22 protein-coding genes and 1 other RNA gene are annotated in these 25,540 nt (G+C 38.2%); 10 read left to right on the top strand and 13 right to left on the bottom strand.

Translation table 11 applies throughout. The features are described 5' to 3' along the window. Both dsbC and xerD read right to left on the bottom strand, forming a co-directional pair. Nucleotides 1-708: a bifunctional protein-disulfide isomerase/oxidoreductase DsbC gene (gene dsbC, locus HMPREF3129_RS08090; RefSeq protein ID WP_036918785.1), complete on the bottom strand. Its 708-nt coding sequence runs from the start codon at nt 706-708 to the stop codon at nt 1-3. Between the two features lie 33 nt (nt 709-741). Further along, on the bottom strand, nt 742-1,683 hold the full coding sequence (gene xerD / locus HMPREF3129_RS08095; protein WP_036918788.1) for a site-specific tyrosine recombinase XerD: 942 nt from the start codon (nt 1,681-1,683) through the stop codon (nt 742-744). A 107-nt stretch (nt 1,684-1,790) separates the two neighbouring features. Here xerD and fldB point away from each other — a divergent pair, with 107 nt between their 5' ends. Continuing rightward, entirely contained in the window at nt 1,791-2,309 is a 519-nt protein-coding gene (gene fldB / locus HMPREF3129_RS08100) for a flavodoxin FldB (protein WP_004244033.1), read from the top strand. 100 nt (nt 2,310-2,409) lie between these two features. On the opposite strand, the gene HMPREF3129_RS08105 is transcribed toward fldB, so the two are convergent. Both HMPREF3129_RS08105 and sdhE read right to left on the bottom strand, forming a co-directional pair. Next, the gene (locus HMPREF3129_RS08105) at nt 2,410-2,817 is read right to left on the bottom strand and encodes a protein YgfX (RefSeq protein WP_004244035.1); all 408 of its coding nucleotides are present in this window, start codon (nt 2,815-2,817) and stop codon (nt 2,410-2,412) included. 307 nt (nt 2,818-3,124) lie between these two features. Next, entirely contained in the window at nt 3,125-3,400 is a 276-nt protein-coding gene (gene sdhE / locus HMPREF3129_RS08115) for an FAD assembly factor SdhE (RefSeq protein WP_026090407.1), read from the bottom strand. Nucleotides 3,401-3,660: 260 nt separating this feature from the next. On the opposite strand from sdhE, the gene ygfZ reads away from it, so the two are divergent. Both ygfZ and HMPREF3129_RS08125 read left to right on the top strand, forming a co-directional pair. Further along, entirely contained in the window at nt 3,661-4,647 is a 987-nt protein-coding gene (gene ygfZ / locus HMPREF3129_RS08120) for a tRNA-modifying protein YgfZ (RefSeq protein WP_004248524.1), read from the top strand. Nucleotides 4,648-4,673: 26 nt separating this feature from the next. Further along, nucleotides 4,674-5,276, top strand: a complete 603-nt coding sequence (locus HMPREF3129_RS08125) for an HD domain-containing protein (RefSeq protein ID WP_004248526.1) — start codon at nt 4,674-4,676, stop codon at nt 5,274-5,276. 97 nt (nt 5,277-5,373) lie between these two features. On the opposite strand, the gene gcvP is transcribed toward HMPREF3129_RS08125, so the two are convergent. The 7 genes from gcvP to HMPREF3129_RS08160 form a co-directional block, all read right to left on the bottom strand. Continuing rightward, nucleotides 5,374-8,250, bottom strand: a complete 2,877-nt coding sequence (gcvP, locus tag HMPREF3129_RS08130) for an aminomethyl-transferring glycine dehydrogenase (protein WP_004248527.1) — start codon at nt 8,248-8,250, stop codon at nt 5,374-5,376. 108 nt (nt 8,251-8,358) lie between these two features. Continuing rightward, nucleotides 8,359-8,751: a glycine cleavage system protein GcvH gene (gene gcvH / locus HMPREF3129_RS08135; protein ID WP_004248528.1), complete on the bottom strand. Its 393-nt coding sequence runs from the start codon at nt 8,749-8,751 to the stop codon at nt 8,359-8,361. A gap of 32 nt (nt 8,752-8,783) precedes the next feature. Continuing rightward, on the bottom strand, nt 8,784-9,878 hold the full coding sequence (gene gcvT, locus HMPREF3129_RS08140; protein ID WP_004244043.1) for a glycine cleavage system aminomethyltransferase GcvT: 1,095 nt from the start codon (nt 9,876-9,878) through the stop codon (nt 8,784-8,786). 414 nt (nt 9,879-10,292) lie between these two features. Next, complete coding sequence (gene ubiI, locus HMPREF3129_RS08145) at nt 10,293-11,528, bottom strand: FAD-dependent 2-octaprenylphenol hydroxylase (protein ID WP_004248529.1); 1,236 nt, start codon at nt 11,526-11,528, stop codon at nt 10,293-10,295. Nucleotides 11,529-11,557: 29 nt separating this feature from the next. Further along, nucleotides 11,558-12,730: a 2-octaprenyl-6-methoxyphenyl hydroxylase gene (ubiH, locus tag HMPREF3129_RS08150; protein WP_004244045.1), complete on the bottom strand. Its 1,173-nt coding sequence runs from the start codon at nt 12,728-12,730 to the stop codon at nt 11,558-11,560. Nucleotides 12,731-12,743: 13 nt separating this feature from the next. Further along, nucleotides 12,744-14,054, bottom strand: a complete 1,311-nt coding sequence (pepP, locus tag HMPREF3129_RS08155) for a Xaa-Pro aminopeptidase (protein WP_070486931.1) — start codon at nt 14,052-14,054, stop codon at nt 12,744-12,746. 53 nt (nt 14,055-14,107) lie between these two features. After that, on the bottom strand, nt 14,108-14,692 hold the full coding sequence (locus HMPREF3129_RS08160; RefSeq protein WP_004244047.1) for a YecA/YgfB family protein: 585 nt from the start codon (nt 14,690-14,692) through the stop codon (nt 14,108-14,110). 176 nt (nt 14,693-14,868) lie between these two features. Between HMPREF3129_RS08160 and zapA the strand changes: the two genes are divergently transcribed. From zapA to HMPREF3129_RS08190, 6 genes are all read left to right on the top strand, one after another. Further along, complete coding sequence (zapA, locus tag HMPREF3129_RS08165) at nt 14,869-15,198, top strand: cell division protein ZapA (protein WP_004244048.1); 330 nt, start codon at nt 14,869-14,871, stop codon at nt 15,196-15,198. Between the two features lie 110 nt (nt 15,199-15,308). Further along, nucleotides 15,309-15,493, top strand: a non-coding RNA gene (ssrS, locus tag HMPREF3129_RS08170) — 6S RNA. 170 nt (nt 15,494-15,663) lie between these two features. After that, nucleotides 15,664-16,281, top strand: coding sequence for a 5-formyltetrahydrofolate cyclo-ligase (locus HMPREF3129_RS08175; protein ID WP_036918790.1), 618 nt, complete (start codon nt 15,664-15,666; stop codon nt 16,279-16,281). A gap of 89 nt (nt 16,282-16,370) precedes the next feature. Continuing rightward, on the top strand, nt 16,371-18,437 hold the full coding sequence (locus HMPREF3129_RS08180; RefSeq protein WP_070486933.1) for a peptidase domain-containing ABC transporter: 2,067 nt from the start codon (nt 16,371-16,373) through the stop codon (nt 18,435-18,437). 32 nt (nt 18,438-18,469) lie between these two features. Beyond that, nucleotides 18,470-19,810: an HlyD family type I secretion periplasmic adaptor subunit gene (locus HMPREF3129_RS08185; RefSeq protein ID WP_070486934.1), complete on the top strand. Its 1,341-nt coding sequence runs from the start codon at nt 18,470-18,472 to the stop codon at nt 19,808-19,810. Nucleotides 19,811-19,823: 13 nt separating this feature from the next. After that, nucleotides 19,824-21,947 carry a type I secretion system permease/ATPase gene (locus HMPREF3129_RS08190; RefSeq protein WP_036918794.1) on the top strand — a complete coding sequence of 708 codons (2,124 nt, stop codon included), beginning with the start codon at nt 19,824-19,826 and terminating at the stop codon, nt 21,945-21,947. A 76-nt stretch (nt 21,948-22,023) separates the two neighbouring features. On the opposite strand, the gene serA is transcribed toward HMPREF3129_RS08190, so the two are convergent. Continuing rightward, entirely contained in the window at nt 22,024-23,274 is a 1,251-nt protein-coding gene (serA, locus tag HMPREF3129_RS08195; RefSeq protein ID WP_004248535.1) for a phosphoglycerate dehydrogenase, read from the bottom strand. Nucleotides 23,275-23,629: 355 nt separating this feature from the next. Continuing rightward, nucleotides 23,630-24,286 carry a ribose-5-phosphate isomerase RpiA gene (gene rpiA / locus HMPREF3129_RS08200; RefSeq protein ID WP_004244058.1) on the bottom strand — a complete coding sequence of 219 codons (657 nt, stop codon included), beginning with the start codon at nt 24,284-24,286 and terminating at the stop codon, nt 23,630-23,632. Nucleotides 24,287-24,446: 160 nt separating this feature from the next. On the opposite strand from rpiA, the gene HMPREF3129_RS08205 reads away from it, so the two are divergent. Beyond that, nucleotides 24,447-25,346, top strand: a complete 900-nt coding sequence (locus tag HMPREF3129_RS08205) for a LysR family transcriptional regulator ArgP (RefSeq protein ID WP_004244059.1) — start codon at nt 24,447-24,449, stop codon at nt 25,344-25,346. Nucleotides 25,347-25,540: the final 194 nt, after the last annotated feature.

The following is a 25,540-nucleotide window of genomic DNA, read 5'->3' on the forward strand; positions in this document are numbered from 1 at the left end:
TCACTTCTCTTTTTTATTTAATAATTCAAGTAGATTAGTCGCCGATATATATCCGCCATAAATACTCGCATCAGGTAATACAATCGCAGGCGTACCTTGAATGCCCATCATAGTGCCAAGTTTAAAGTGCTCATTGATATTAATTTTTTTACAGTCATCAATCGCAATAATTTTGTCACCTTTAAACGCACTATCGAGTGATTTTTTAGGAAAACCGCTACACCATACGGCATTCATCTGTTGACTGACCACATTATTTTTCACCCCGTTACGAGGAAATGCCAAATAACGTACCGTGACACCTTGTTTATTTAGCTCTGGTACTTCTTGATGCAATTTTTGGCAATAAGGGCAACTAATATCGGTAAAAACCGTGATCACATATTTTTCATTAGCAGCCTTATAAACAATCATTTCATTTTCAAGTGAATCAATTTTTTTCATGATCACTTGATTAGCGATACTGACAGGCTCCTCACCATTAATATTATAAATCGGCCCTGCAGTAAGGTATTTCCCATCATCAGTAATATAAAAAATGCCTTTATCAGAAAGCACTGCATTTAAACCCACTATCGATGTCGGTTGAATGCTCTCTGCTTTTATCTGCATTTTTGCCAGTTGCGCTTTAATAGCAGCGTTATCTGCAAACACTGGCATTGACACCATACTGAATAAAATGGGTAACCAGAGTAATTTCTTTTTCATTTGAATTCCTATTTAACACCAGCCATTCGGCGGTTATCCCCTTGGGTGATGTTGCTGATGAAGCACTTTTAAGCGCTCTGTAGCAACATGGGTATAAATCTGTGTTGTAGAGAGGTCACTGTGCCCCAATAACATCTGTACAACACGCAAGTCTGCTCCATGATTTAATAGATGTGTTGCAAAGGCATGCCGCAACACATGGGGTGATAATTTCTCTGAATCAATTCCGGCGATCACCGCGTAATGTTTTATACGATGCCAAAATGTTTGTCGCGTCATTTTTTGGCCTCTTAAGCTTGGAAACACAATATCATCGGTTTTCCCTTGCATAAGGGCTGGTCTACCATATTGCAGATATTGTTCTAACCAGTAAATAGCTTCTTCACCTAAAGGAACTAATCGTTCTTTATCGCCCTTACCTATCACACGTAACACCCCTTGCCGTAAGCTAATATCAGATAAAGACAATCCTACTAGCTCAGAAACCCGTAATCCACAGGCATAAAGAACCTCAAGCATCGCTTTGTCGCGTAATTCTATTGGCTCATCAATACAAGGAGCGCTAAGTAAATTTTCTACTTGCTGTTCACTTAAGTCTTTGGGTAAACGTTTGGGTAATTTAGGTGTAGAAAGCAAAGCGCTGGGATCATCTTGGCGTAATTTCTCACGATAAAGATATTGGAAAAACCGACGTAAGGTACTTAACAGTCGTGCCGCACTGGTTGCTTTATAGCCCTCATCCAAACGAGTGGCAAGAAAAGCGTGTAAATCTAACGTCGTCACCGATAACCAATTGAGTTTTTGTGTGACCAGCCACTGGCTTAACGCCTGCAAATCTAAACGATAAGCGCTGAGTGTATTCGCAGATAACCCTTGCTCTAGCCAAATACTATCGAGAAATTGTTCTATGATAACGTCATTATCTTCTTGGTTATTATTTGTTGTCGTTTGTGTCGATAACTTGGTCTGGGTCACGGGTTTACTCTCTCTTCTTTACGTTGTTACTTGTACATTATGCCTCATAGAAAAAGTTTTCTGGTACAATAGTGACCTTTATTAGCAAAAATATCCTAAAAATCTTTATGAAAATTGGTCTATTTTACGGTTCCAGCACCTGTTATACCGAAATGGCGGCAGAAAAAATTCGTGACATTCTCGGTGAAGAGTTTATTGATCTTCATAATGTTCAAGAGTGCGATATTACTCTGATGCAAGAGTATGACATTCTTATTTTAGGTATTCCAACCTGGGACTTTGGTGAGATCCAAGAAGATTGGCTCGCAATTTGGGAAACGCTACCAACATTAGATCTCAAAGATAAACTCGTTGCTATGTATGGAATGGGGGATCAAATTGATTATGGTGAATGGTTTTTAGATGCATTAGGTATGCTCTACCACCATTTACTGCCAAGTGGTGTTAAATTTATCGGTTTTTGGCCTATTGAAGGGTATGAATTTACCAGTCCTAAACCACTTACTGATGATGGTAAACATTTTGTCGGGCTCGCATTAGATGAGGTGAATCAATTTGAAGAAAGTGATGAACGTTTATCACAGTGGTGTATGCAAATTTTACGAGAAATAGAAGAAAACTTGTAAATCGCAATCAATCTATTGCTTCAGGTTATCTACCGCAAGGTAACACTTTTAACCTTAGTCAATCAGTAAGCATTCTAACGGTTTATATACATACCCAGAATTAAATATCTGGGTATTGCATCAGCAGTTGTGAAAAATTTCGCCACTCATTTTCCGGCATACTATCAAAAGCAACCCATAGCGTGATTTGCTTATTATTTAAGATAGAATCTAACGTTATTTTTGCACCAAATCGGCTGATCCACGGTTGTTTTGCAATCTGCCATTCATGATATTTCCATTGAATACGATTGCCATTAAGCAGCACTAAATCCCCTTTCCTTTTATTGATATTTTTTTGGCTAAAATACCAACCTAATATAAGTAAAAGTAACAAAGGAACCCAGATATAAATAAAGCCAGGTGGCCAAGGATATAACAGCAATGCTATTTCAAAAATAACGTAAACACTAGTTGAAAATAACTGTGTAAACCAAGAAACTGTTAAATGTGATTTCCATAAAGTCACGAGTGATATTAGCTCCTGCTTTAATATCTTATTATTACAACAAGATATCGTCGTCGTTTTTTAATAGCATAACTGATTTTTGTAAAAAAAGGAGAATATAAAAAATAAAATGACGATCCTCTATTTTTTCTTTGAAATGCCACGCAAAATTATTGTCACTAAGATTTAATATTACCTCATTAAAATTTTCTATTCTTCGTTTTTTACTTACTAAAACGCCCTTATTCATTTAATGAATAAGGGCGTGATACTTAGTACTTCAGGCTTTATTTAATGCACTTGGTTTTATATTCTATTTTTATTAGTACTAATACTTATTAACAATTTCAGCCATACGAATTCTATTACGCTCTTGAATTAACTTTACCATGTAATAAAGATCTTCATCATCAGGGCGGCCGTGGTTCATCAACCAATTAAATAAATCAGGATCAGCACATTCAAGTAAACGAACAAAGAGCCTTTTGTCGTCATCAGAGAGTGTGTCGTACTCGTTTTCGAAAAAAGGCATGATAGAAATATCTAGTTCACGCATTCCACGGCGACATGCCCAATTTATTCGTGCTTTATTTTCTATATCGATAGTCATATTCTGCTCTTTAATATGTTCACTTCAAGAAATACCACTATTTCTTCCTGCCTTGATGATAGTCTTATCGCACTCTTTTTAACATCAAAATGATCACAATTTGTCGCTTTCGTCCAATAGCAACGCTTTGAAGCATCAATAAATTGTTATGCACAAAATTCTTTCTGTGCGCTGAAAATAATAATGACTTGCATTGTCTTGTGACTCTTTTACCATAAACAGTGTATCGGATTAACTACATAGCGGGTGATGTCATGACTCAAAATTCTACTCAGACAAAACGCCCTCATGCCGCAATCAATTTACCACTCACCTTGATCTCTTTAGATGATTGGTCATTGATAACTGCAACAGGGGCTGATAGTGAAAAATACTTACAAGGCCAACTAACAGCGGATATTGCCGCATTACCGACTACAGAGCACACTTTAGCCGCTCATTGTGAAGCTAAAGGGAAAATGTGGAGTACATTGCGCATTTTCCATCAACAAGCAGGATTTGCTTATATATTGCGGAAAAATGTTGCTGAAAAACAACTTACTGAGCTTAAAAAATACGCCGTATTTTCAAAAGTGACTTTTACTGAAAATACAGATGCGGTATTATTAGGACTTGCGGGGCAAGGCGCGGCACAAGCCTTAGCGGAATTCTTCCCTGAGATCCCCCGTAAAGCCAATGAAGTGGTTAATCACCAAAATAGCTACTTACTGCAACTCCCGTTACCTACAGAGCGCTTTTTAATTGTTACAGATGAAGAGACTGCCAAAAAACTAGCCACGACATTGCCCGCAGAAACCAGTGATAGTGACCAGTGGTTAGCCCTTGATATCGAGGCGGGTTATCCCATTATTGATACCCCTAATATCGAACAATTCTTACCACAAGCGACTAACTTACAAGCATTACCATTAAGTATTTGCTTTAAAAAAGGTTGCTATACAGGTCAAGAAATGGTGTCTCGTGCCAAATTCAGAGGCGCAAATAAACGTGCTATGTATCTGTTATCAGGTGGCGCAGCACAATTGCCCGACATTGGCGGTAGCGTTGAGTGGCAATTAGGTGAAGATAAATGGCGCAAAACAGGCACGGTATTAAGTGCGGTTCGTATGGCCGATAACACGATTATCGCCGAAGTGGTGATGAATAATGATATGGATGCTGACAGCGTATTTCGTGTCCAAGGTGATACCACCAGCCGCTTAACGATTAAACCTTTGCCTTACTCTTTAGAAGATGAGTGATAGCACTTCCATATGAACGGATTTTTATGACACAACAAACTAATGGGGCTTTTGGCCCCTTTTCAGATACCATCAATTTTATTATTGAACTTGATAAACTCAAACGCGTTTACCGCAAAAATAATGTATTAGACAATAGCCGTGCTGAAAATACCGCTGAGCATAGTTGGCACTTTGCTGTTGCAGCAATGAGTTTTCAACCTTATGCCGGTGATATTGATATAGGTAGAGCGATCCAGCTAGCTTTAGTGCATGATATTGTCGAAATCGATGCTGGCGATGTGATGGTTTATGATGTTGCTGCTCGTGAAGCGATTAAAGAGCAAGAGCAAAAAGCAGCCAGACGTATTTTTTCGTTGTTACCTGCACCACAAAGTGAATATTTTCTTAATCTCTGGCTTGAATATGATGCAGCACAAACCCCTGAGTCACAATTTGCCAATATTTTAGATCGCGCAATGCCAATGTTAATGAATCTACATAACGAAGGGCAAAGCTGGGTTGAAAATAATATCCGTTTAGAACAAGTGATTGCACGAAATCTATTTATCGAAAAACAGTGGCCAGAATTTTGGCAATACCTCTATCCTCAATTACTAGAGGCACAGAAAAAAGGCTGGTTAAAATAATTTTTTGCTGTTCATTTGATACTGACCAAAAAAATACCGAAGGTAGATTTTGAATTTACCCTCGGTATTTTATTTAGTAATAGCGCTAAATTAACCTTTATTCATAATCACTTATTGGTGCACAAGAACAATGCAAATGACGATCACCATAAACATCATCAAGGCGTTTTACTGCCGGCCAATATTTATTGCGTTTCGTTGCTTCACTTGGGAATACCGCACATTCACGGCTATAGCTATGTGACCATTCTTGCACTAATTCATACTGTGTATGTGGTGCATTCACTAGCGGATTATCATCAATCGGCCATACCCCGTCATCGACTTGTGCAATTTCAGCACGAATCGAGAGTAACGCATCAATAAAGCGGTCAATTTCAACTTTGCTTTCAGATTCTGTTGGCTCAATCATTAATGTCCCCGCAACAGGGAATGACATGGTTGGCGCATGGAAGCCGTAATCAATTAGACGCTTCGCCACATCCATTTCACTGATACCATAGTTAGCTTTGAGTGGACGAATATCAATAATACATTCATGGGCAACGTAACCTTCCGCCCCAGAATAGAGGATGTCATAGTCATCTTTTAAGCGTTGAGCAATATAGTTAGCATTTAAAATCGCTACTTGGCTCGCTTGTTTAAGCCCTTCTGAGCCCATCATACGGATGTACATCCAGCTAATGGGTAATATTGAGGCACTACCAAATTGTGCTGCTGACACGGCACCTTGGGTCGTAACACCGTCCATTTCCACGACACTATGTCCAGGTACAAATGGCGCTAAATGTGCTTTTACGCCAATAGGTCCCATACCTGGGCCACCACCGCCATGGGGGATACAGAAAGTTTTATGTAAGTTTAAGTGTGATACATCAGAGCCGATAAAGCCTGGGGTCGTGATCCCCACTTGCGCATTCATATTAGCGCCATCAAGATAAACCTGTCCGCCATATTGATGAATGATCTCACAAACTTCACGTATACCCTCTTCATAAACACCGTGAGTTGAAGGATAAGTCACCATCACACAAGAAAGCTCAGCTTGGTGCTTCTCTGCTTTCGCTTTTAAGTCTGCAATGTCGATATTACCATTTTCATCACACCCCACAACAACCACCGTCATACCCGCCATATGGGCTGATGCAGGGTTTGTACCATGGGCTGAGCTTGGAATTAAACAGATATGGCGATTTCCTTCTCCTCGGCTTTGATGGTAACGACGAATAGCTAACAATCCAGCATACTCCCCTTGCGCCCCTGAGTTAGGTTGCATACACATCGCATCATAACCCGTTATGGCAGCCAACCAATTAGATAGCTGCTCAATCATTATCTGGTAGCCTTGCGCTTGATAAGGTGGGCAGAATGGGTGCATTTCGGTAAATTCAGGCCATGTGATCGGCAGCATTTCAGCCGCAGCATTAAGCTTCATAGTACATGAGCCTAACGGGATCATTGCTTGGTTAAGCGCTAAATCTTTATTTTCTAAACGATGCATATAGCGCATCATTTCAGTTTCACTGTGATAAAGATGGAAGTTTTCATGGGTTAACACCGCATCTTTACGCAACATTGCCGTTGGAATTGAGGTCGATGAAGAAGCTACCAATGCATCTAATGTATCAATGTCATCAGAGAAAGCTTTACCACTGATAATCTCAATCAATCTGACAACATCTTCGCGAGTCGTCACTTCACTTAAAGTGACACCTACTGCGCCAACAATATCGGTTCGTAAATTAATTTCAGCATCTTTAGCACGTTGTAATACACCCGCTTTATCCGCTGTTTCAACGGTTAAAGTATCAAACCATGTCTGATGGCGTAATGTCATGCCATTTTGAATTAAACCCGCGGCTAAAATATCCGTTAAGCGATGAATACGCTGAGCAATATTTTTTAGACCTTCAGGCCCATGATATACCGCATACATGGCAGCAATATTGGCCAGTAATACCTGTGAAGTACAAATATTCGAGTTAGCTTTTTCACGGCGAATATGCTGTTCACGAGTTTGCATTGCCATACGTAACGCTCTGTTACCTGCAGCATCACGCGAGACACCGATAATACGTCCTGGCATGGCTCGTTTATATTCATCTCGACAGGCAAAGAAAGCAGCATGTGGACCACCATATCCCATTGGCACCCCAAAGCGTTGGGCTGAGCCTAATACAATATCCGCTCCTTGTTGCCCTGGAGCCGTTAATAACACCAGTGCCATTAGATCAGCCGCTACACTGGTAATAATTTTTCGCGTTTTTAGTTCACTAATGAGCTGACTATAATCATGAATTTCACCGGTTGTGCCGACTTGCTGTAATAGCACACCAAAGACACCTTCTAGCTCTAACACTTTTTCAGCTTTATCGACAATCACTTCAAAACCAAAGGTGTTAGCTCGGGTTTTTACTACGTCTAGTGTTTGGGGATGAATATCATCAGCGACAAAAAAACGCTCCGCATTTTTTAGTTTACTAACACGTTTTGCCATTGCCATAGCTTCAGCGGCAGCAGTGGCTTCATCTAATAGCGAAGCAGAGGCTAAATCCATGCCAGTATAATCAATGGTTACTTGTTGAAAGTTAAGTAATGATTCAAGACGCCCTTGAGAAACTTCTGGCTGATAAGGAGTATAAGCAGTATACCAACCTGGATTTTCTAGCAAATTACGTAAAATAACAGGAGGCAATACAGAAGGCGCATATCCCATACCGATATAAGAGGTAAAACGTTTATTTTTACGGGCTATCGCTTTTAGTTCTGCTAATGCTTCTTGTTCAGTAGCCCCCCCTCCGACATTAGGCGGCGTTGCTAATTGGATATTATCGGGAACAATCTTTTGTGTTAATTCATTTAATGAGGAGATGCCAACAACATCAAGCATCTCTTTAATCTGTTCTGGCGATGAGCCAATATGGCGACGAATAAATTCATCACGATATTCTAATTGAGTTAAAGTTTGTGTCATTGCGGGTAATTCCTGAATTCACAATAAATGGATAAGCTGTTTTTACTGATTTGAAAATAGGCTGATAAATAAAAACGCCTCGACTTTTTAATGACGAGGCGCTTATTTTTACTCTTCGTTTTCAACTAACTCTTGGTAGCCAGCCGCATCAAGGAGATCGTTTAATTCGCTTTCATCTTTTGCTTTTATGCGAAATAACCATCCATCCCCATAAGGATCACTATTAACCAGCTCTGGTGAACCATCCAACTCCTCATTTACTGCAATAATTTCGCCAGATAATGGGGCATAAATATCTGATGCAGCTTTTACTGATTCAGCCACAGCACAATCATCCCCAAGATCAACTTCACTGCCTACATCAGGAAGATCAACAAACACCATATCACCTAACAACTCTTGAGCATGTTCAGTGATGCCGATAGTGTATTCGCCATTGCCTTCAGAACGGATCCACTCATGAGATTGCGCATATTTTAATTCACTAGGTATTTGACTCATTGACCGTACTCTCCATTTAAAATAATAATGCTTTATACCAATGCTTTACCTGAACGAACAAAACCAGGTTTTACCACCTCTACCGGTATTTCACGATTACGCAATAAAACAATTGCGCTATCTTTAATACCTGCGGGTACTCTGGCTAATGCAATACTAAAGCCCAATGTCGGTGAAAATGTGCCACTAGTAATAACGCCTTCTCTTAATTCACCTAAATCATCGGTAAAGTGCACGGCACTACCTGCACGTAACACCCCTTTTTCTCGCATCACCAGACCAACCAGTTTATCTGTGCCTGTTGCGCGTAATTTTTCTAATGCTTCTCTACCAATAAATTGACGATCTTCGGGTAACCAGGCAATCGTCCATCCCATATTAGCCTCAAGAGGATTAATAGTTTCATCCATCTCTTGACCATAAAGATCCATACCCGCTTCTAAACGTAAAGTGTCTCGAGCACCTAACCCTGCGGGCTTAACCCCCACTGCTAATAACTTTTGCCAATAATCAACGGCTTGCTCTTTTGGCATGGCGATTTCATAACCTGCTTCACCGGTATAACCTGTCGTCGCGACGAAGAGATCATCAAGTTGTACGCCATAGAAAGGCTTCATCGCTGCCACTATTTGGCGATGCGATTCACTTAATAAACGCTGTACTTTTTCTTGTGCGTGAGGGCCTTGTACTGCAATTAATGCTAAATCATCACGTACTTGAATATCGACGACATAATCTTTGGCATGCTCAGTGATCCACGCTAAATCTTTTTCGCGGGTTGCGGAGTTAACCACCAGACGATAGAAAGTCTCATCAAAGTAGTAAACAATCAGATCGTCAATCACACCACCAGACGCATTTAGCATACCAGTATAAAGTGCTTTGCCTTTTTCGGTGAGTTTAGCGACATCATTCGCTAATAGATAACGTAGAAAGTCTTTAACTTGCGGGCCATGTAAATCAACAATCGTCATGTGAGATACATCAAACATACCTGCATCTTGACGCACATTATGGTGTTCATCAATTTGAGAGCCATAATGCAGTGGCATCATCCAACCATGAAAATCAACCATACGAGCACCACAGGCGACGTGCTCATCATATAACGGAGTCTGTTTTGCCATTCTTCCCTCTTTCTATTTTTAGTTTAGATGATCCAGAGAACGCAATTTGTTAAATATAAAATTAAACTTGATTAAAAATCAGCGTGTTAATTACAAGCTTAAGTTTATTTTTAAACATTATTTTAACAAATGTGAGCAATTAACGTACAACGCAAACGATACCTTTACTTTGAACTTATCACTAAGAGAAAAAATAAACCATAAGTTAAAATAGGGTATTACCTCTACCAATCATAATGTAGAGAAATAAGTATGCAGAATGAATGATTGTAATTATGCGTATCAGCCCTCATTTTTAGTGAATAATGACTAAAAAAAGGGGAGCAATACAAAGAATAGACTGAAAAAATAGCTATTTTTAGTGTTATTTTTCCAGTCTGTTATAAAGAAAAGTAATGTGAAATGGCTGTTGAATTAGATTTTTTCAGCTGAAACAGAATTTTTATGCTTTAGCCATTCTGGTAAATCAGAAAGTCCCATCGCCTGTTCAAGTAACTTTGGTTTTACTCCTGGTAAACTATCTGCTAACGAAAGACCGATATCACGCACCCACTTTTTAATAGGGTTATTACCTTCAAATAATTCGCGGAACCCTTGCATAGTCGCTAACATGACCGCAGCGGCATGTTTACGGCGGCGCTCAAAACGTCTTAAATAGAGATACTCACCAAAATCTTTACCTTCTGCTTTTAAACGACGGATTTCACCAATTAATTCAGCAACATCCATAAAGCCAAGGTTAACCCCTTGTCCAGCTAAAGGGTGGATGGTATGCGCGGCATCACCTAATAGCGCTAACCGTGGAGCGGCAAATTGACGTGCATAGCGACCCGTTAATGGAATTGTCATACGTTCACTGACTAATTCACACTGGCCTAAGCACATATCAAAAGTAACACCTAGCGTACGTTCAAATCGCGTTTTATCTGCACTCTTATAATCTTCAGCCAATGAGCTAGGTAGCGACCACACAATAGAACAAGTATGAGGATCTGCAAGAGGTAAAAAGGCTAAAATCCCCTCACCATGAAATACTTGGCGCGCCACATTATCGTGGGGTTGTTCTGTGCGTATGGTTGCGACTAAAGCGTGATGTTCATAATCCCAAAAAGTCAGTGGAATATCAGCATTTTTACGCAACCAAGAATTCGCACCATCGGCGCCAACAACCAGCCTAGCGGTTAACATTTCACCGTCATTTAAGCTGATAAAGGCTTCATTTTCTCCCCACACAATGCGTTCAATTTGAGCTGGGGAATAACAGGTAATATCACTATGACTGGTGACCTTTTGCCACAGCACTTCACGAATAAGATGATTTTCAATAATAGTGCCAAGATGAGATAACCCTTCTTGTTGCGCTGAAAACGCAATACGTCCAAAACTATCTTGATCCCATACTTCCATACCTTGATAAGGAGCTGTACGTAATGCCGTTAAGTTTTCCCATACCCCCAATTTCTTGAGTAATAACTCACTGGCAGTATTAATCGCAGATACCCGTAATGCAAAATCATCTTGCGGATGGAAATGCGTGGTGACTGGGTGATTTTCTATTATCGCTATACGTAATCCACAGCCATGTAATCCGCAGGCTAATGCAAGCCCGACCATTCCACCACCAGCAATAACAACATCAAATGATTTCATAATAAAAGTATCCTAAAAAGCAATTATGCTCAGTTTGTCCAACCTAATGTTTGGTGTGCTAATTTGTTACGAAGTGCAGGCACTAATTCCATCGTCATTAAGCCTAGATTACGGGAGATAATTAACGGCATACAACGATTCGCAAACACTTTCACTAAGCCATCAGTGATCGTGATAGTACTTTCTCTATCCTGTTCGCGAAGCTGTTGATATTGTGATAATACGCGATAACTGCCGATATCAAGACCTGATTGTATGGCCGAGGTTAATGTATTGGCTAATGTCATTACATCGCGTAAACCAAGATTAAAACCTTGCCCTGCAATAGGGTGCAAGGTTTGAGATGCATTACCTATCAATGCTAAACGATGGCTGATCATTTGCTGTGCTTTTTGCAAAACTAATGGATAGCAATGACGCTGCCCTACTTGTTCAATCTTACCCAAACGCCAGCCAAAATCCCGTTGTAACTGTGCAATGGTTGTTTGATCATCCCATTGTGAAACTTGTTCTAATTTTTCAATAGGATGGCACCACACCAATGAACTACGCCCTTCACTCATGGGTAACATTGCTAATGGACCAAATTGTGTAAATCGCTCAAATGCACAACCTTTGGGATCAATCTCTGTTTTTACATTGGCGATCACCGCAACTTGATGATAAGGCGTTTTCTGCCATTGAATATGACATTGATGACCAATGGGTGAATGTGTACCATCTGCGGCAACCAGTAAATCACCGCTAAGTTGTGTACCATCATCAAGTGTCACTTCAACGTTATCGAGATGGCGCTGAACATGCTCCACTTTAGCGGGACAATATAGCGTAATATTGGGTTGTTTTTTCAACTGTGCAAACAGTTGACGCCCCGCATCATGTAATTCAATAACATAACCGAGTGCGTCAATATCGTAGTCCTGCGCATTTATGTTCACAAAACCGCAATGGCCTCTATCAGAAACATGAACGTGATTAATAGGTGTCACAAAGGGTTTTAAGACCGACCATAATCCGATTTGTGCTAATCGCTTTGCTGTGCCATGCGCTAAAGCGATCGCTCTGGCATCGAATCCGGGATGCCCATTATCTGGCTCTCGCGCTTCAATAAGCGAAATGGAAATATTACCCTTATTTAATGCAGAAAGTGCTAGTGCTAACGTTGCACCCGCCATTCCACCACCCACAATAATCACATTCATGCTGATTTTAGCCTTAAATTTTTCCTGCCATCAGAGCTTCAATTTCATCAGGATCTTTAACAACCATAGCCGTTAAATTTTCATTACCTGTTTCAGTAATAACAATGTCATCTTCAATGCGAATACCAATACCACGATACTCTTGTGGTACATCTGCATCTGGCGCAATGTAAAGTCCTGGTTCAATAGTCAACACCATACCCGGCTCTAAGATACGATCACGATCGGTGCCATAGTGTCCAACATCATGAACATCAAGACCTAACCAGTGACTTAAGCTATGCATAAAGAAGCGCTGATAGGCTTTTGTCTCAATGAGGTGTTCGATATCACCGTGCATAATGCTGAGCTTAACTAAGCCTTCCACCATGATATACACGACATGTTTAGTGACTTCTTTGATGCTTGTACCCGGTTTATACAATTCGAGGGATACATTGAGTGATTTTAAAACAATCTCGTAAATTTCACGTTGTTGACGGCTAAATTTACCATTAACAGGGAAAGTTCGCGTAATATCACCCGCATAACCTTCATATTCACAGCCTGCATCAATGAGGACTAAATCCCCATCACGCATTTTAGTTTCATTTTCAGTATAATGTAAGATACAACCGTTCTCACCACTACCGACAATACTGTTATAGGAAGGGAAACGCGCACCATGAGAGATAAACTCATGTTCAATTTCCCCTTGTAATTGATACTCATACATACCTGGCTGACATTTTTGCATTGCGCGAGTATGGGCTAACGCAGAAATTTTTCCGGCTTTGCGCAGTAATTCAATTTCAGCATCAGATTTAAATAACCGCAGTTCGTGCACTATTGGGCGCCAATCAATAAGCGTTTGTGGCGCTTTTAAATTACGGCGAGAGCCTTTTCTTAAGGTATCCAGAGCATTAAAGACGATTTCATCGGCAAACGCATATTCACCTTGGGCATGATAAACAATATCCAATCCATTGAGTAATTGATAAAGTTGCTCACCTACATCTTCGTAAGGTAGCGCTTTATCAACACCTAATTTTTCAGGGGCAGCTTCTTGCCCAAGACGACGACCAAACCAGATTTCCGCGGTTAAATCTCTAACCCGATTAAACAGTACGCTATGATTATGTGTTTCATCACTTTTAATCAACACAAGGATAGCTTCTGGCTCACTAAATCCGGTGAGATACAAGAAGTCACTATGTTGGCGATAGGGATATTCACTATCAGCATTGCGTTGTGCTTCTGGAGCAGCAAAAAAGATAGCTGCACTTGCTGGTTTCATCTGAGCTAATAATGCCTGACGACGGGATAAAAATTCTTGCTTATTCATACCCACTCCTATCCTTTATTGATCTTTTGGTTATCTAATTAATAAGGCAATTATTAATGTAATGTCCGTTGTTCATCTTGTTTATCATTTTCTGTTGTTGTCTCTTTTGAGGCGACAAAAGTGATATAGCACAGCTGAACAGAGACTTTGACATATTCTGTAACTTCTTCGAGTGCATCTTCAAGCTCTTGTTGATTTTCATCTTCTTCATAGCCTAATGCACCAATATTACGCAAATCAGTGATAACTTCCGTCAACTCTTTATGCTCAGATAACTTAGGTTGTGCAACACCTAATCCTAATAGAAAATGATTAACCCACCCTGCAAGGGCATCAGCTCGAGGAAAAACAGATTCTGCATCGTCAGGTAACAGCATAGAAAAATTAAATACGCTGTCATCAAGTTGCTCATGAGTGACGTGATAAAGTGATTCAAGGGGTTCTGATAACGATTTAGGGAACGCTAAGCCCTCATTAGTCAGTTCATGTAACAAAGTTTTCCAACTATTGTCATGTACTGCTCCACAAATAAACCCAGTAATTAGGCCATGCATCTCTGCGGCAGTTAAAGGCACGGCATGTTGTTGTAATAATGAATCAATTGCTGAGTAATCTGGTAATGTGTTTTGTATTGACATAAGAATAAACGTCGCATTTAGGGGAATAGTTCAAGATATGCTACCATCAATAGAACGCACTGTACCAGTTAAGCTATGTTAAACATTGGAATTTTTGCAGTAATAGCGTTTAATACTGCCTTATAACCGTATACACTACTAAACACGTAGCACAGATTTTATGTCAGGAAGGAATCATGTCCGCACAACCCGTTGATCTTCAAATTTTTGGGCGCTCATTACGTGTCAATTGCCCACCAGAACAAAAAGATGCTTTACTGGCTTCTGCTGCTGAACTTGAACAACGATTACAAGATCTCAAAGAACGCAGTGGTGTTTCCAATACTGAGCACTTAATTTTTATCGTGGCATTAAATATGAGTCATGAGTTGGCAGAAGAAAAGTTAAAAACGAGAGACTATGCCTACAATATGGAAGAGAAAATAAAAATGCTACAACAATCTATTGAACAAGCTTTACACGATCAAGGCAAGCACCATGATCGCACTTTTTCAACATCAAAGTAGATTTGTTCAGAAAGCATGCGCACACCACGAAATTAACAGATAATAGGTTGCTTTCTACAATTAAAATAATACAATAGTTCATAGATAAGGTGCTTAACAGCACCCACCTAATTTCTCTGAGATGTTCGTCAGTGGGTAAGTCCCCTGAGCCGATATTTCAAAAAAAATAGAATGTGGTGATCTATTACTTGTGAGCATACCTGATTCGTTCAGGCAGCCTAATGGTGATAGCACTATGTTCACCTTGGACCACGGGTTCAAGGGTTACAGCCTACAACGGCATCTTGGAGACCCCAATTCAAGTTCTAAACACTGAGTACTGATTAAGTATTTAATGTTTAGAGCTTTTTTTATTTCTTTGGCCCCTATCTTTCTTGGCTTTTCTCTTTTTTACCTCTAAAGTGTAATAAATTCATAGAAGTGATATATTTTTATTCATACTAATTCCTTGCTGATGGATTAATCATGACACAACCCCCTGTTTTCCAGCAAAGAGATCAGATACGTAAAGCTATCCGCCAAAAACGCCGTCAACTTACTGTGGCACAGCAGCAAGATGCTGCACATAAACTCTCTGCACGGGTACTCCATCATCCCAAAGTCAAGCAAGCTAAAACAATTGCCTTATTTCTCTCTTTTGACGGCGAGATTGATACTACTCCCCTAATCACTCATTTATGGGATTTAAATAAACAGGTTTGTCTGCCCGTATTACACCCTTTTCATCGCCATCATTTACTTTTTTTACGTTACGCTCCCACCACGCAGTTAGTGAAAAATCGTTTTAATATTTTTGAACCGCCACTCAATGTGAATAACATTATTCCAATATCTGATATTGATATTATCTTTACGCCACTGGTTGCCTTCGATGAAAGCGGTCAACGACTCGGTATGGGCGGAGGTTTTTATGATAGAACATTAGAAAATTGGCAACGGCAGTCATTTTATCCTATGGGACTTGCTCACACATGCCAACAAGTTCATTCGTTACCGAGCGCAGATTGGGATATACCGTTACCTGAAATTATTACACCTGATAAAGTATGGCGTTTTAATGAACAACTGATACAGAGAAATTAAGACGAGCTTTTAACGCTATCTTTGTTTTTTTATATTATTATCTTATTTTATAAGGTTAAATCTCTATTTTTAACCACATTGTATTTAATATGAAAAATAGAGAAAGTACGAAATTTATAAAAAGCATTAATATCATTCTTAATCTTTCGGGAAAACAATTAGATAATACAAAACCAAACATTAATAAATACGATGATACTATCGCATCATTAGAAAAAAAACATGCTTTTAAACTAAAGAAAAAAAACATTCATTATATTTTTAAAAAACAATTACACTACCCTATGATTTTTTTAGATCGTTCTAAAAATATATTTATTCTTTTAAAATATAACAATAATGAATTTCTAATTTATAATCTACAAACTGACAATATGGAGACATGGAATAAAGAGAGATTAATAAATAACAGTATAAATCACTATTACTATCTGGACTTTGCAGAAAAGCATTTTTTTGATATCACTTGGTTTGTTCCAACCTTTATGAAATATCGTATATTATTTCAAAGTGTATTATTTTACTCGTTAATTCTTCAACTGCTAGCACTTGCCTCCCCGATTATTACGCAAATAATTATGGATAAGGTAATTATCCATCAAGCCCTATCCACGCTTGATGTGTTAATAATAGGTCTTATTTTTGTCGCCGTTTCAGAATCTGTATTAAAGGGGATAAGAGAGTATATTTATCATCATACAGCAAATAAAATTGATATGTTGCTAAGTTTGAAATTAACTAATCATTTATTCAAACTTCCTATCAGTTATTTTAAATCTCGCCAAACAGGTATTATTGTTACACGAGTAAAAGAGCTTGATATCATTCGAGAGTTTATAACAAAAACCTTATTAATGTTATTAGTTGATTTCTCATTTATCTTTATTTTCCTATTTGTTATGGCTTATTTGTCATTAAAGTTAACATTAATCTTTCTTGCCACCATCCCACTCTATTTTATCTTAGCTAAATTAATTGCCCCTAAAATAGAAAAAACCGTACAACAACTTTATCAATATTCAGCAACAAATAGTGCTTTTTTAACAGAAACCCTAGGAGGTATAGAAACAATAAAAAGCCTTTCATTAGAACCACGTTTTACACAACAGTGGCATACGCAAATCCATCAACTGACTAATGAAAATTTAAAATTACAAAATATTGATAACTTATCGCAATACATTGTTTCATTTTTACAAAAAATAACGACAGCGATACTTTTATGTCTAGGTGCTTTTGAAGTCATTTCACTTGCAATGACAATAGGTCAACTCATTGCTTTTAATATGCTATTAAACCACTGTCTACAACCTTTAAGTTCTGCAATAGAAGTTTGGGGAAAGTATATCCGAGCCAAAACGGCTATTTATAATTTACAAGACATTCTTAATCTCCCAATAGAGCAAGAAAAAGCCAATAAGAAAATGACCTTACAAGGTGAAGTGAGTTTTGAGAATGTCAGTTTTAGTTATCAACATGATGCCCCCCCTGTTGTAAGGCAAATTTCATTTAGAATAAATAAATATGAAACTATTGGTATCGTCGGGACGTCTGGATCAGGGAAAAGTACATTAGCGCGCATCATCGCAGGGCTTTATATCCCACAATTAGGTCAAGTTAAGCTTGATAGCATTCCGGTTTGTGAAATTCCCCCCGCAGTATTACGTCAACAAATAGGTTTTGTCTTACAAGAGAATTTTTTATTTCATTTAACCGTGCTCGACAATATCCGTTTAACGCAGCCATCAGCCTCATTAGATGATGTTATTCATGTAGCTAAATTAGCAGGTGCTCATGAGTTTATTTTGAAACTTCCTTTAGGGTACGACACACTCATTGCTGAAAATGGCAGATCTTTATCTGGGGGACAATGCCAACGTATTGCAATTGCTAGAGCCTTACTCTCATCCCCTAAAATTTTAATTTTTGATGAAGCTACCAGCGCATTGGATGGTGAGTCTCAAGCCATCATCGAAAAAAATCTTCCCCTTATTACCCAAGATAAGACCGTCATTATGATTGCTCATCGCCTTTCCACAATAAAAAACTGTGACCGCATTATTGTATTAGAAAAAGGCCAGATAATTGAAGAAGGCAAACATAATGAATTGATTAGAAAAGATGGCGCTTATAAGAAACTTTGGCAACATCAATAAGGATAACAATGATGAAATCAAAAATAAAATAAATGATTGCTCACTACTTTAAAACTAAAAAAGAGCCTAAAAACTATGATTTTTACCCTAATCATATCGCCGTACTTGAGAAACCGCCGACACCTTATAGTCGTATTATTGCAATAATAATTTCATTAAGTGTGATTATATTTTTACTCTGGGCATATATAGGTAAATTAGATGTGCTTTCTTCAGCTATAGGAAAATTAGTGGTTTCAGGTTATTCGCAACAAATTCAAATTTATGAACATAGTCGCTTAAGCGCCATTCATGTAAAAAATGGCCAACAAGTTACCAAAGGAGAAGCGTTATTAACACTTGATATTTTAGGTGTTGATGAGGAGATTAATAATCTAAAAAATAAGATAGAAAATCTATTATTACTAAAAATTCGTTATCAAGCATTAGGTCAAAACACCCGACCTGATGCAATTGATGATTTTAATTTACTAAATAAAGAAAAAAAAGAAGCGATTCTATTAAGTTATCAAAAAGAAAAGGATGAATTTGATGCTAGTATTAATCACATTAACTCTGAAATAGAAACCAACAATAAAAACAAGCTTCTTACTCACCAAGAAATCAATTCATTAAATGAATTAAAAAACAATATTGAAAAACGTTTTAATATAAAGAAAAAACTCTATGATAAAAAAATCATTAGTACCATGGAGTTTTTAGAAAATAAAAAGGAGTTATTAGAAATTAATCAAATCATTAAAAGAAAATCATCAGAACTGGTTATTTTATCCAGTCAAGAGCAACAATATATAAAAAATCGCGATAGATTAGAAAAACAAAAACACCTAGAGTGGCATGACAAATTTAAACAATATGAAAGCGAAGTTTTTATTTATCAACAAAATCTTTATCATGTTCAGAAACGTCAACAATTAAAAATTGTTCGTTCTCCTGTTACAGGTACAGTACAACAACTCGCTGTTCATACCCTAGGAGCCGTATTGCAACCTTCACAAGCGGTGATGGTGATAGTGCCCGATACTCAGCATAATGTTGCTGAGGTGAATATTCTCAATAAAGATATTGGTTTTATCTATCCGGGTCAAAAAGCGGTGATTAAAATTGATGCTTTTCCTTATACCCGTTATGGCACCATTGAAGTTACCATTGTCAATATAGCAAAAGATTCCATACAACATGAACAATTAGGCTTAGTTTATCCCGTCCTGATTGAACTTGATAAGCAAGTGATGGGTGAAGATGAAGCACAATATAAACTGGCCACAGGTATGTCTTTAGTTGCCGATATAAAAATTGAAAAACGTCGAGTGATTGATTATTTACTCAGTCCAATAGAAGTTTATCAACATGAAGCATTAAGAGAAAAATAATAGCGAGATATCTATGAACTATATAACTAAAAACACGCCATCTCTTCATCCTTCAATTATTGATGGGCTTATTTATTTTTCAAAAAAAAATAAAGGAACATTAAAAAAAGAGCAGCTTATTCATTTTTTAGGTAATGACGACAATCTCTCTGAATTAAATATCATAGAAGCCGCTCAACAACTCAATTTAAAATGCGAATTTTCATTTTTTAATAGTGAAAGTGAGTATAAAGATAAAATAATTATTGATACACTTATCGAAATTAATGGTTATTGGTATATTCTAAAAAATAGAACAAGTGATAAATTAATTATTATTGACCCAAGCACTAACACAGAGAGTCATTATCATATTGATAAAAAAATTACTTATACCACACTGCTAATTATTAATAAGATATTTACCCCTAAACAGAGCAAGTTTAGCTTAATGTGGTGCATTCCATCACTATTAAAACAAAAAAAATCATTATATTTAATTTTTATTTTATCTTGTTTTATTCAATTATTTGCTTTAGTTAATCCAATTATTTTTGAAAAAATTATTGATAAAGTATTAACGGGGAGAAGCCTCTCTAATTTGCAAGTTTTAGGGGTACTCCTCGTGCTGCTTGCTATTATAGAGCCTATCTATCTTTTATTACGAGATAAACTTTATGCTTTTGTTTCTTGTACCCTAGGTGCCGAATTCTCAGGGAAAATTTATCAACACCTCATTCGGCTACCCAGTCAGTTTTTTAATCAACGTCAATCTGGGCAAATTATTGCTCGTATTCAAGAGCTTGCTCATATTCGCCAGTTTATTACTGGCTCTGCGTTGATGATGGTACTGGATTTTATTTTTATTATCGTATTTCTTTCAGTAATGTTTGCTTATTCCGTATTATTAACTTGGATAACCATAGCAGCATTAGTCGTTTACTTTTTATTTTGGCTGATACTTGGCCCCATGATCCGTTATTGGGTTGAACAAGAGTATCAAGCAAATGCTGATAATACGAGCTTATTAACAGAGGCTATTAATGGTATAGAAACCATAAAAATAACAGCAACAGAACATCAATTTATTGAAAAGTGGCAATATAAACTCACTAATTATATCCTTAAGCGTTTTTCAGCGGCCAAAAAAGCGTTATTTGCTCAGCAATTAATTGGGGCTATTCATAAAATTACTATGGCAATTATCTTGTGGCATGGTGTTAATCTGATTATGAAAGCGCAATTAAGTGTGGGAGAATTAGTGGCTTTTAATATGTTTGCCACCCATATTACACAACCTATTTTACGTTTAGCCCAACTTTGGCAAGATGTTCAACAAACAGGCATCTCTATACGTCGTATTGGCGAGATCGTTAATACTCCCACAGAGCATCAACATCAAGGACTTGCTACTGTACCTAATATTGCAGGAAGTATAGTATTTTCTCATGTACGCTTTCGTTATACAGCCAATACTCCAGATGTGATTGAGCAACTCTCTTTTTCGATCCCCGCGGGCAAATTTATTGGTATTACAGGCCCCTCTGGTTCAGGAAAAAGTACTATCACACGTTTAATTCAACGTTTTTATACTCCTCAACAAGGCCAGATTTATATTGATGGTATGGATCTCGCCATTGCCAATCCCCTTACTTTACGCCAATCAATTAGTGTTGTTTTACAAGATAATTTTTTATTTAGTGGCACTATTATGGAAAATATTCGGTTATCAAAACCCGATTGTAGTGAAGAAGATATTATTGAAGCGAGTAAATTAGCCGGCGCTTTTCATTTTATTACTCAACTCCCTGAGGGATTTAATACACAAGTAGGTGAAAGAGGTAGTAATTTGTCAGGAGGACAGCGTCAGCGTATTGCGCTAGCAAGAGCACTTTTACCTGATCCACGAATTCTTATTTTAGATGAGGCAACATCGGCGTTAGATTATGCCTCAGAAGCGGAAATTTTAGCCAATCTTCCGGCTATTTGTAAAAATAGAACGGTAATTTGTATTGCTCACCGACTTAATGCTATTTCTATTTCAGATTATATTTATGTTATTGATAAAGGTCGTATATTAGAAGAAGGTACACATAGCGATTTATTAAATAAGAAAACACTTTATCAGCAATTGTGGCAACAACAGACACAGCAATAAACCGTGATAACTAATGAACCATAAAAATAAAGGCTCTAATTATTGAGCCTTTATACTTAATATAAAAATAGCGATATTAGTACAACATACGAGCACGAATGGTACCCGGTAGTCCTTTTAGTTTCTGCAATACTAACTCAGCTTGTGCTTTCGTTTGTGTAGTAACGTCAATCACTACATAACCCACATTACCAGCTGTACGTAGATATTGTGCAGCAACGTTAATATTTTCTTCTGTAAATACGTTATTGATACTATTCATAATACCCGGACGGTTTTCATGAATATGCAGTAAACGGTTTACATCATCACCATGACTAGGCAATGATACTTCAGGGAAATTAACCGCAGATAATGTAGAACCATTATCAGAATATTTAGCTAACTTACCAGCAACTTCATAACCAATATTTTCTTGGGCTTCTTGGGTTGAACCACCAATATGTGGCGTTAAGATCACATTATCAAATTTAATTAATTCTGATACAAAAGGATCGTTCGGATCGTTATTTGCCCCCGGCTCCGTTGGGAAAACGTCCACCGCTGCACCTGATAAATGTTTACTCTCTAGCGCTTGTGCTAATGCCGGAATATCAACCACAGTTCCACGAGAGGCATTAATAAGAATAGCGCCTGGCTTCATTCGTAATAGCTCTTCGTGACCAATCATATTTTTTGTTGATGGCGTTTCTGGCACGTGTAAGCTAACAATGTCACACATATTCAGCAGTTCGGATAAGTGGCGAACTTGGGTTGCATTTCCCAAAGGAAGTTTGTTTTCAATATCATAAAAATAGACATCTAAACCAACACTTTCCGCCAAAATCCCTAACTGGGTGCCTATATGACCATAGCCAATAATCCCCAGTTTTTTACCTCGCGCTTCAAAACAGCCTTTAGCTTGTTTATCCCAAATACCACGATGGGCTTTAGCATTAGCTTCTGGAATACGACGCAGTAATAACAGTAATTCCCCTAACACCATTTCAGCCACGGAACGAGTGTTTGAAAAAGGTGCATTAAAAACAGGGATCCCACGACGGGCAGCCGCATCTAAGTCAACTTGGTTAGTACCAATGCAGAAGCAGCCTACAGCAACTAATTTTTCAGCGGCTGCAAAAATTTCTTCTGTTAAGTGAGTGCGGGAACGGATCCCCACAAAGCGTGCATCACGGATAGCTTGTTTTAATTCTTCTCCCGATAATGCACCTTTATGATATTCGATGTTGGTATAACCTGCTGCTCTTAAATTCTCTACCGCACTTTGGTGTACACCTTCCAATAGTAGGAACTTTATCTTTTCTTTTTCCAAAGATACCTTGACCATTTACCCTGCCCTATTTGTGTTACATGAATAAAAACGAAATCCTGTTTCACCAACATAACAAAAATAGATTTTGAGGCAATACAACCGATTGCACTGTTGACAGAATAAGCGATAGATAAAGTGATTTTCTACCGAGCAAAATGATTTTGACAATAAAAATGGCAGCATTTTAAAGAGAGATATCTCTATCGTGTGATATATATCACTGAATTTATGGTTTTCAAAATAATTTGCAAAAAGTCATCATTCTGATTATCTAAGGGGAAAGATAAAAGAGAGTGGGAAAACAATATAGTTCTCCCACTCTCTTTAAGAGGATGTTGTTATCTCTGACTAGAGATACAATTTAATCGTGTTATTTAATGGTTTTCACACCTTCAGAAGTCCCCATTAATACAATGTCTGCTCCGCGATTAGCGAAAAGCCCGACAGTGACCACCCCTGCAATACTATTAATTTTATTTTCTAGCTCAATAGGATTCAGAATAGTGAGATTATAAACGTCTAAGATCACGTTACCATTATCCGTCACGACGTTTTCACGATATTCAGGTAACCCACCTAATTTAACCAGCTCGCGAGCCACATAAGAGCGAGCCATTGGGATAACTTCAACAGGCAGAGGGAATTTACCCAAAACATCCACTTGTTTTGATTCATCGACAATACACACAAAGGTTTTTGCCACCGCTGCAATGATTTTTTCACGGGTTAATGCCGCACCACCACCTTTGATCATCTGCATTTGATGGTTAATTTCATCAGCACCGTCTACGTAGATATCGAGCGAATCAACTTCATTACAGTCAAAAACGGGAATGCCGTAGCTTTTTAGTTTTGCCGTTGAAGCCTCTGAGCTAGAAACTGCCCCTTCAATTTGACCTTTCATTGTTGCAAGAGCATCAATAAAATGAGAAGCCGTAGAGCCTGTTCCAACGCCCACGATAGTACCCGGTTTTACATATTCAAGGGCGGCCCAACCTACTGCTTTTTTTAATTCATCTTGAGTCATTTACAAAACCTTATTTTTCACATTTATCGAATAAGAATAGCATAGTGCCCATAAAATCCGCACAAGGTGTATCAAAATTTGAGACACAACATTTTAACTCATAAAAACTAAAAATATGGCATAGTACACAGTAGAACATAAAATCAAAGAGAATCTGTCAATGAAACGTCCTGATTATCGGGCCCTGCAAGCCCTTGATGCCGTTATTCGAGAGCGTGGTTTTGAACGAGCCGCACAAAAACTATGTATTACGCAATCTGCCGTTTCACAAAGAATAAAACAACTTGAGAATCTATTTGGACAACCTTTATTAGTACGTACGGTTCCGCCCCAACCCACAGAGCAAGGGCAAAAGCTACTCGCATTACTGCATCAGGTCGAAATGTTAGAAGAGCAGTGGTTAGGTGATGAAAATAGTGGCTCGACGCCTCTTTTACTCTCTTTAGCTGTCAACGCGGATAGTTTAGCTACTTGGTTATTGCCTGCTTTGCACCCGGTATTAACACAACTTCCTATCCGGCTTAATATTCAAGTAGAAGATGAAACTCGTACCCAAGAGCGATTAAGACGTGGTGAAGTGGTTGGCGCTATCAGTATTCAGCCTCAAGCATTGCCTAGCTGTCTAGTCGACCAATTAGGCGCATTAGACTATCTTTTTGTGGCATCCCCTGATTTTGCCCAACGTTATTTTGCTAATGGGGTCACTAAATCATCTCTGTTAAAAGCCCCCGCCGTCGCATTTGACCATCTTGATGATATGCATCAGGCTTTCTTACAGCAAAACTTCGGTTTATCTCCCGGTAGTGTGCCCTGCCATATTGTTAATTCTTCCGAAGCCTTTGTTCAGTTAGCTAAACAAGGCTCAACATGTTGTATGATCCCTCATCTACAAATTGCCGATGAGCTAAAAAGTGGTGAATTGATTGATTTAACGCCAGGATTATGCCAACGCCGCATGTTGTATTGGCACCGTTTTGCCCCAGAAAGCAGAACGATGAGAAAGGTAACGGATGCGTTACTTGATTATGGTCGTAAAGTGCTTAAGCAAGATGAAGAGTAAAAAGTAACGTTGATGATATTGTTTCTTGATCAATATTATCGCTATTCTTAGAAAGGGATTTAACCAGTGTGTTCCATCAACCGGTTTAACTCACAGTGAGGAGTTGATGTTTTCCTCTACCGGAAGAAGCAAATTTAAGTTTTATTGGCATTTAACGGGCATAATATTGTATAATAAATGAACATAGGAAAAGG

This window comes from Proteus sp. HMSC14B05 (assembly GCF_001808035.1).
Taxonomy (GTDB): Bacteria; Pseudomonadota; Gammaproteobacteria; order Enterobacterales; family Enterobacteriaceae; genus Proteus; species Proteus mirabilis.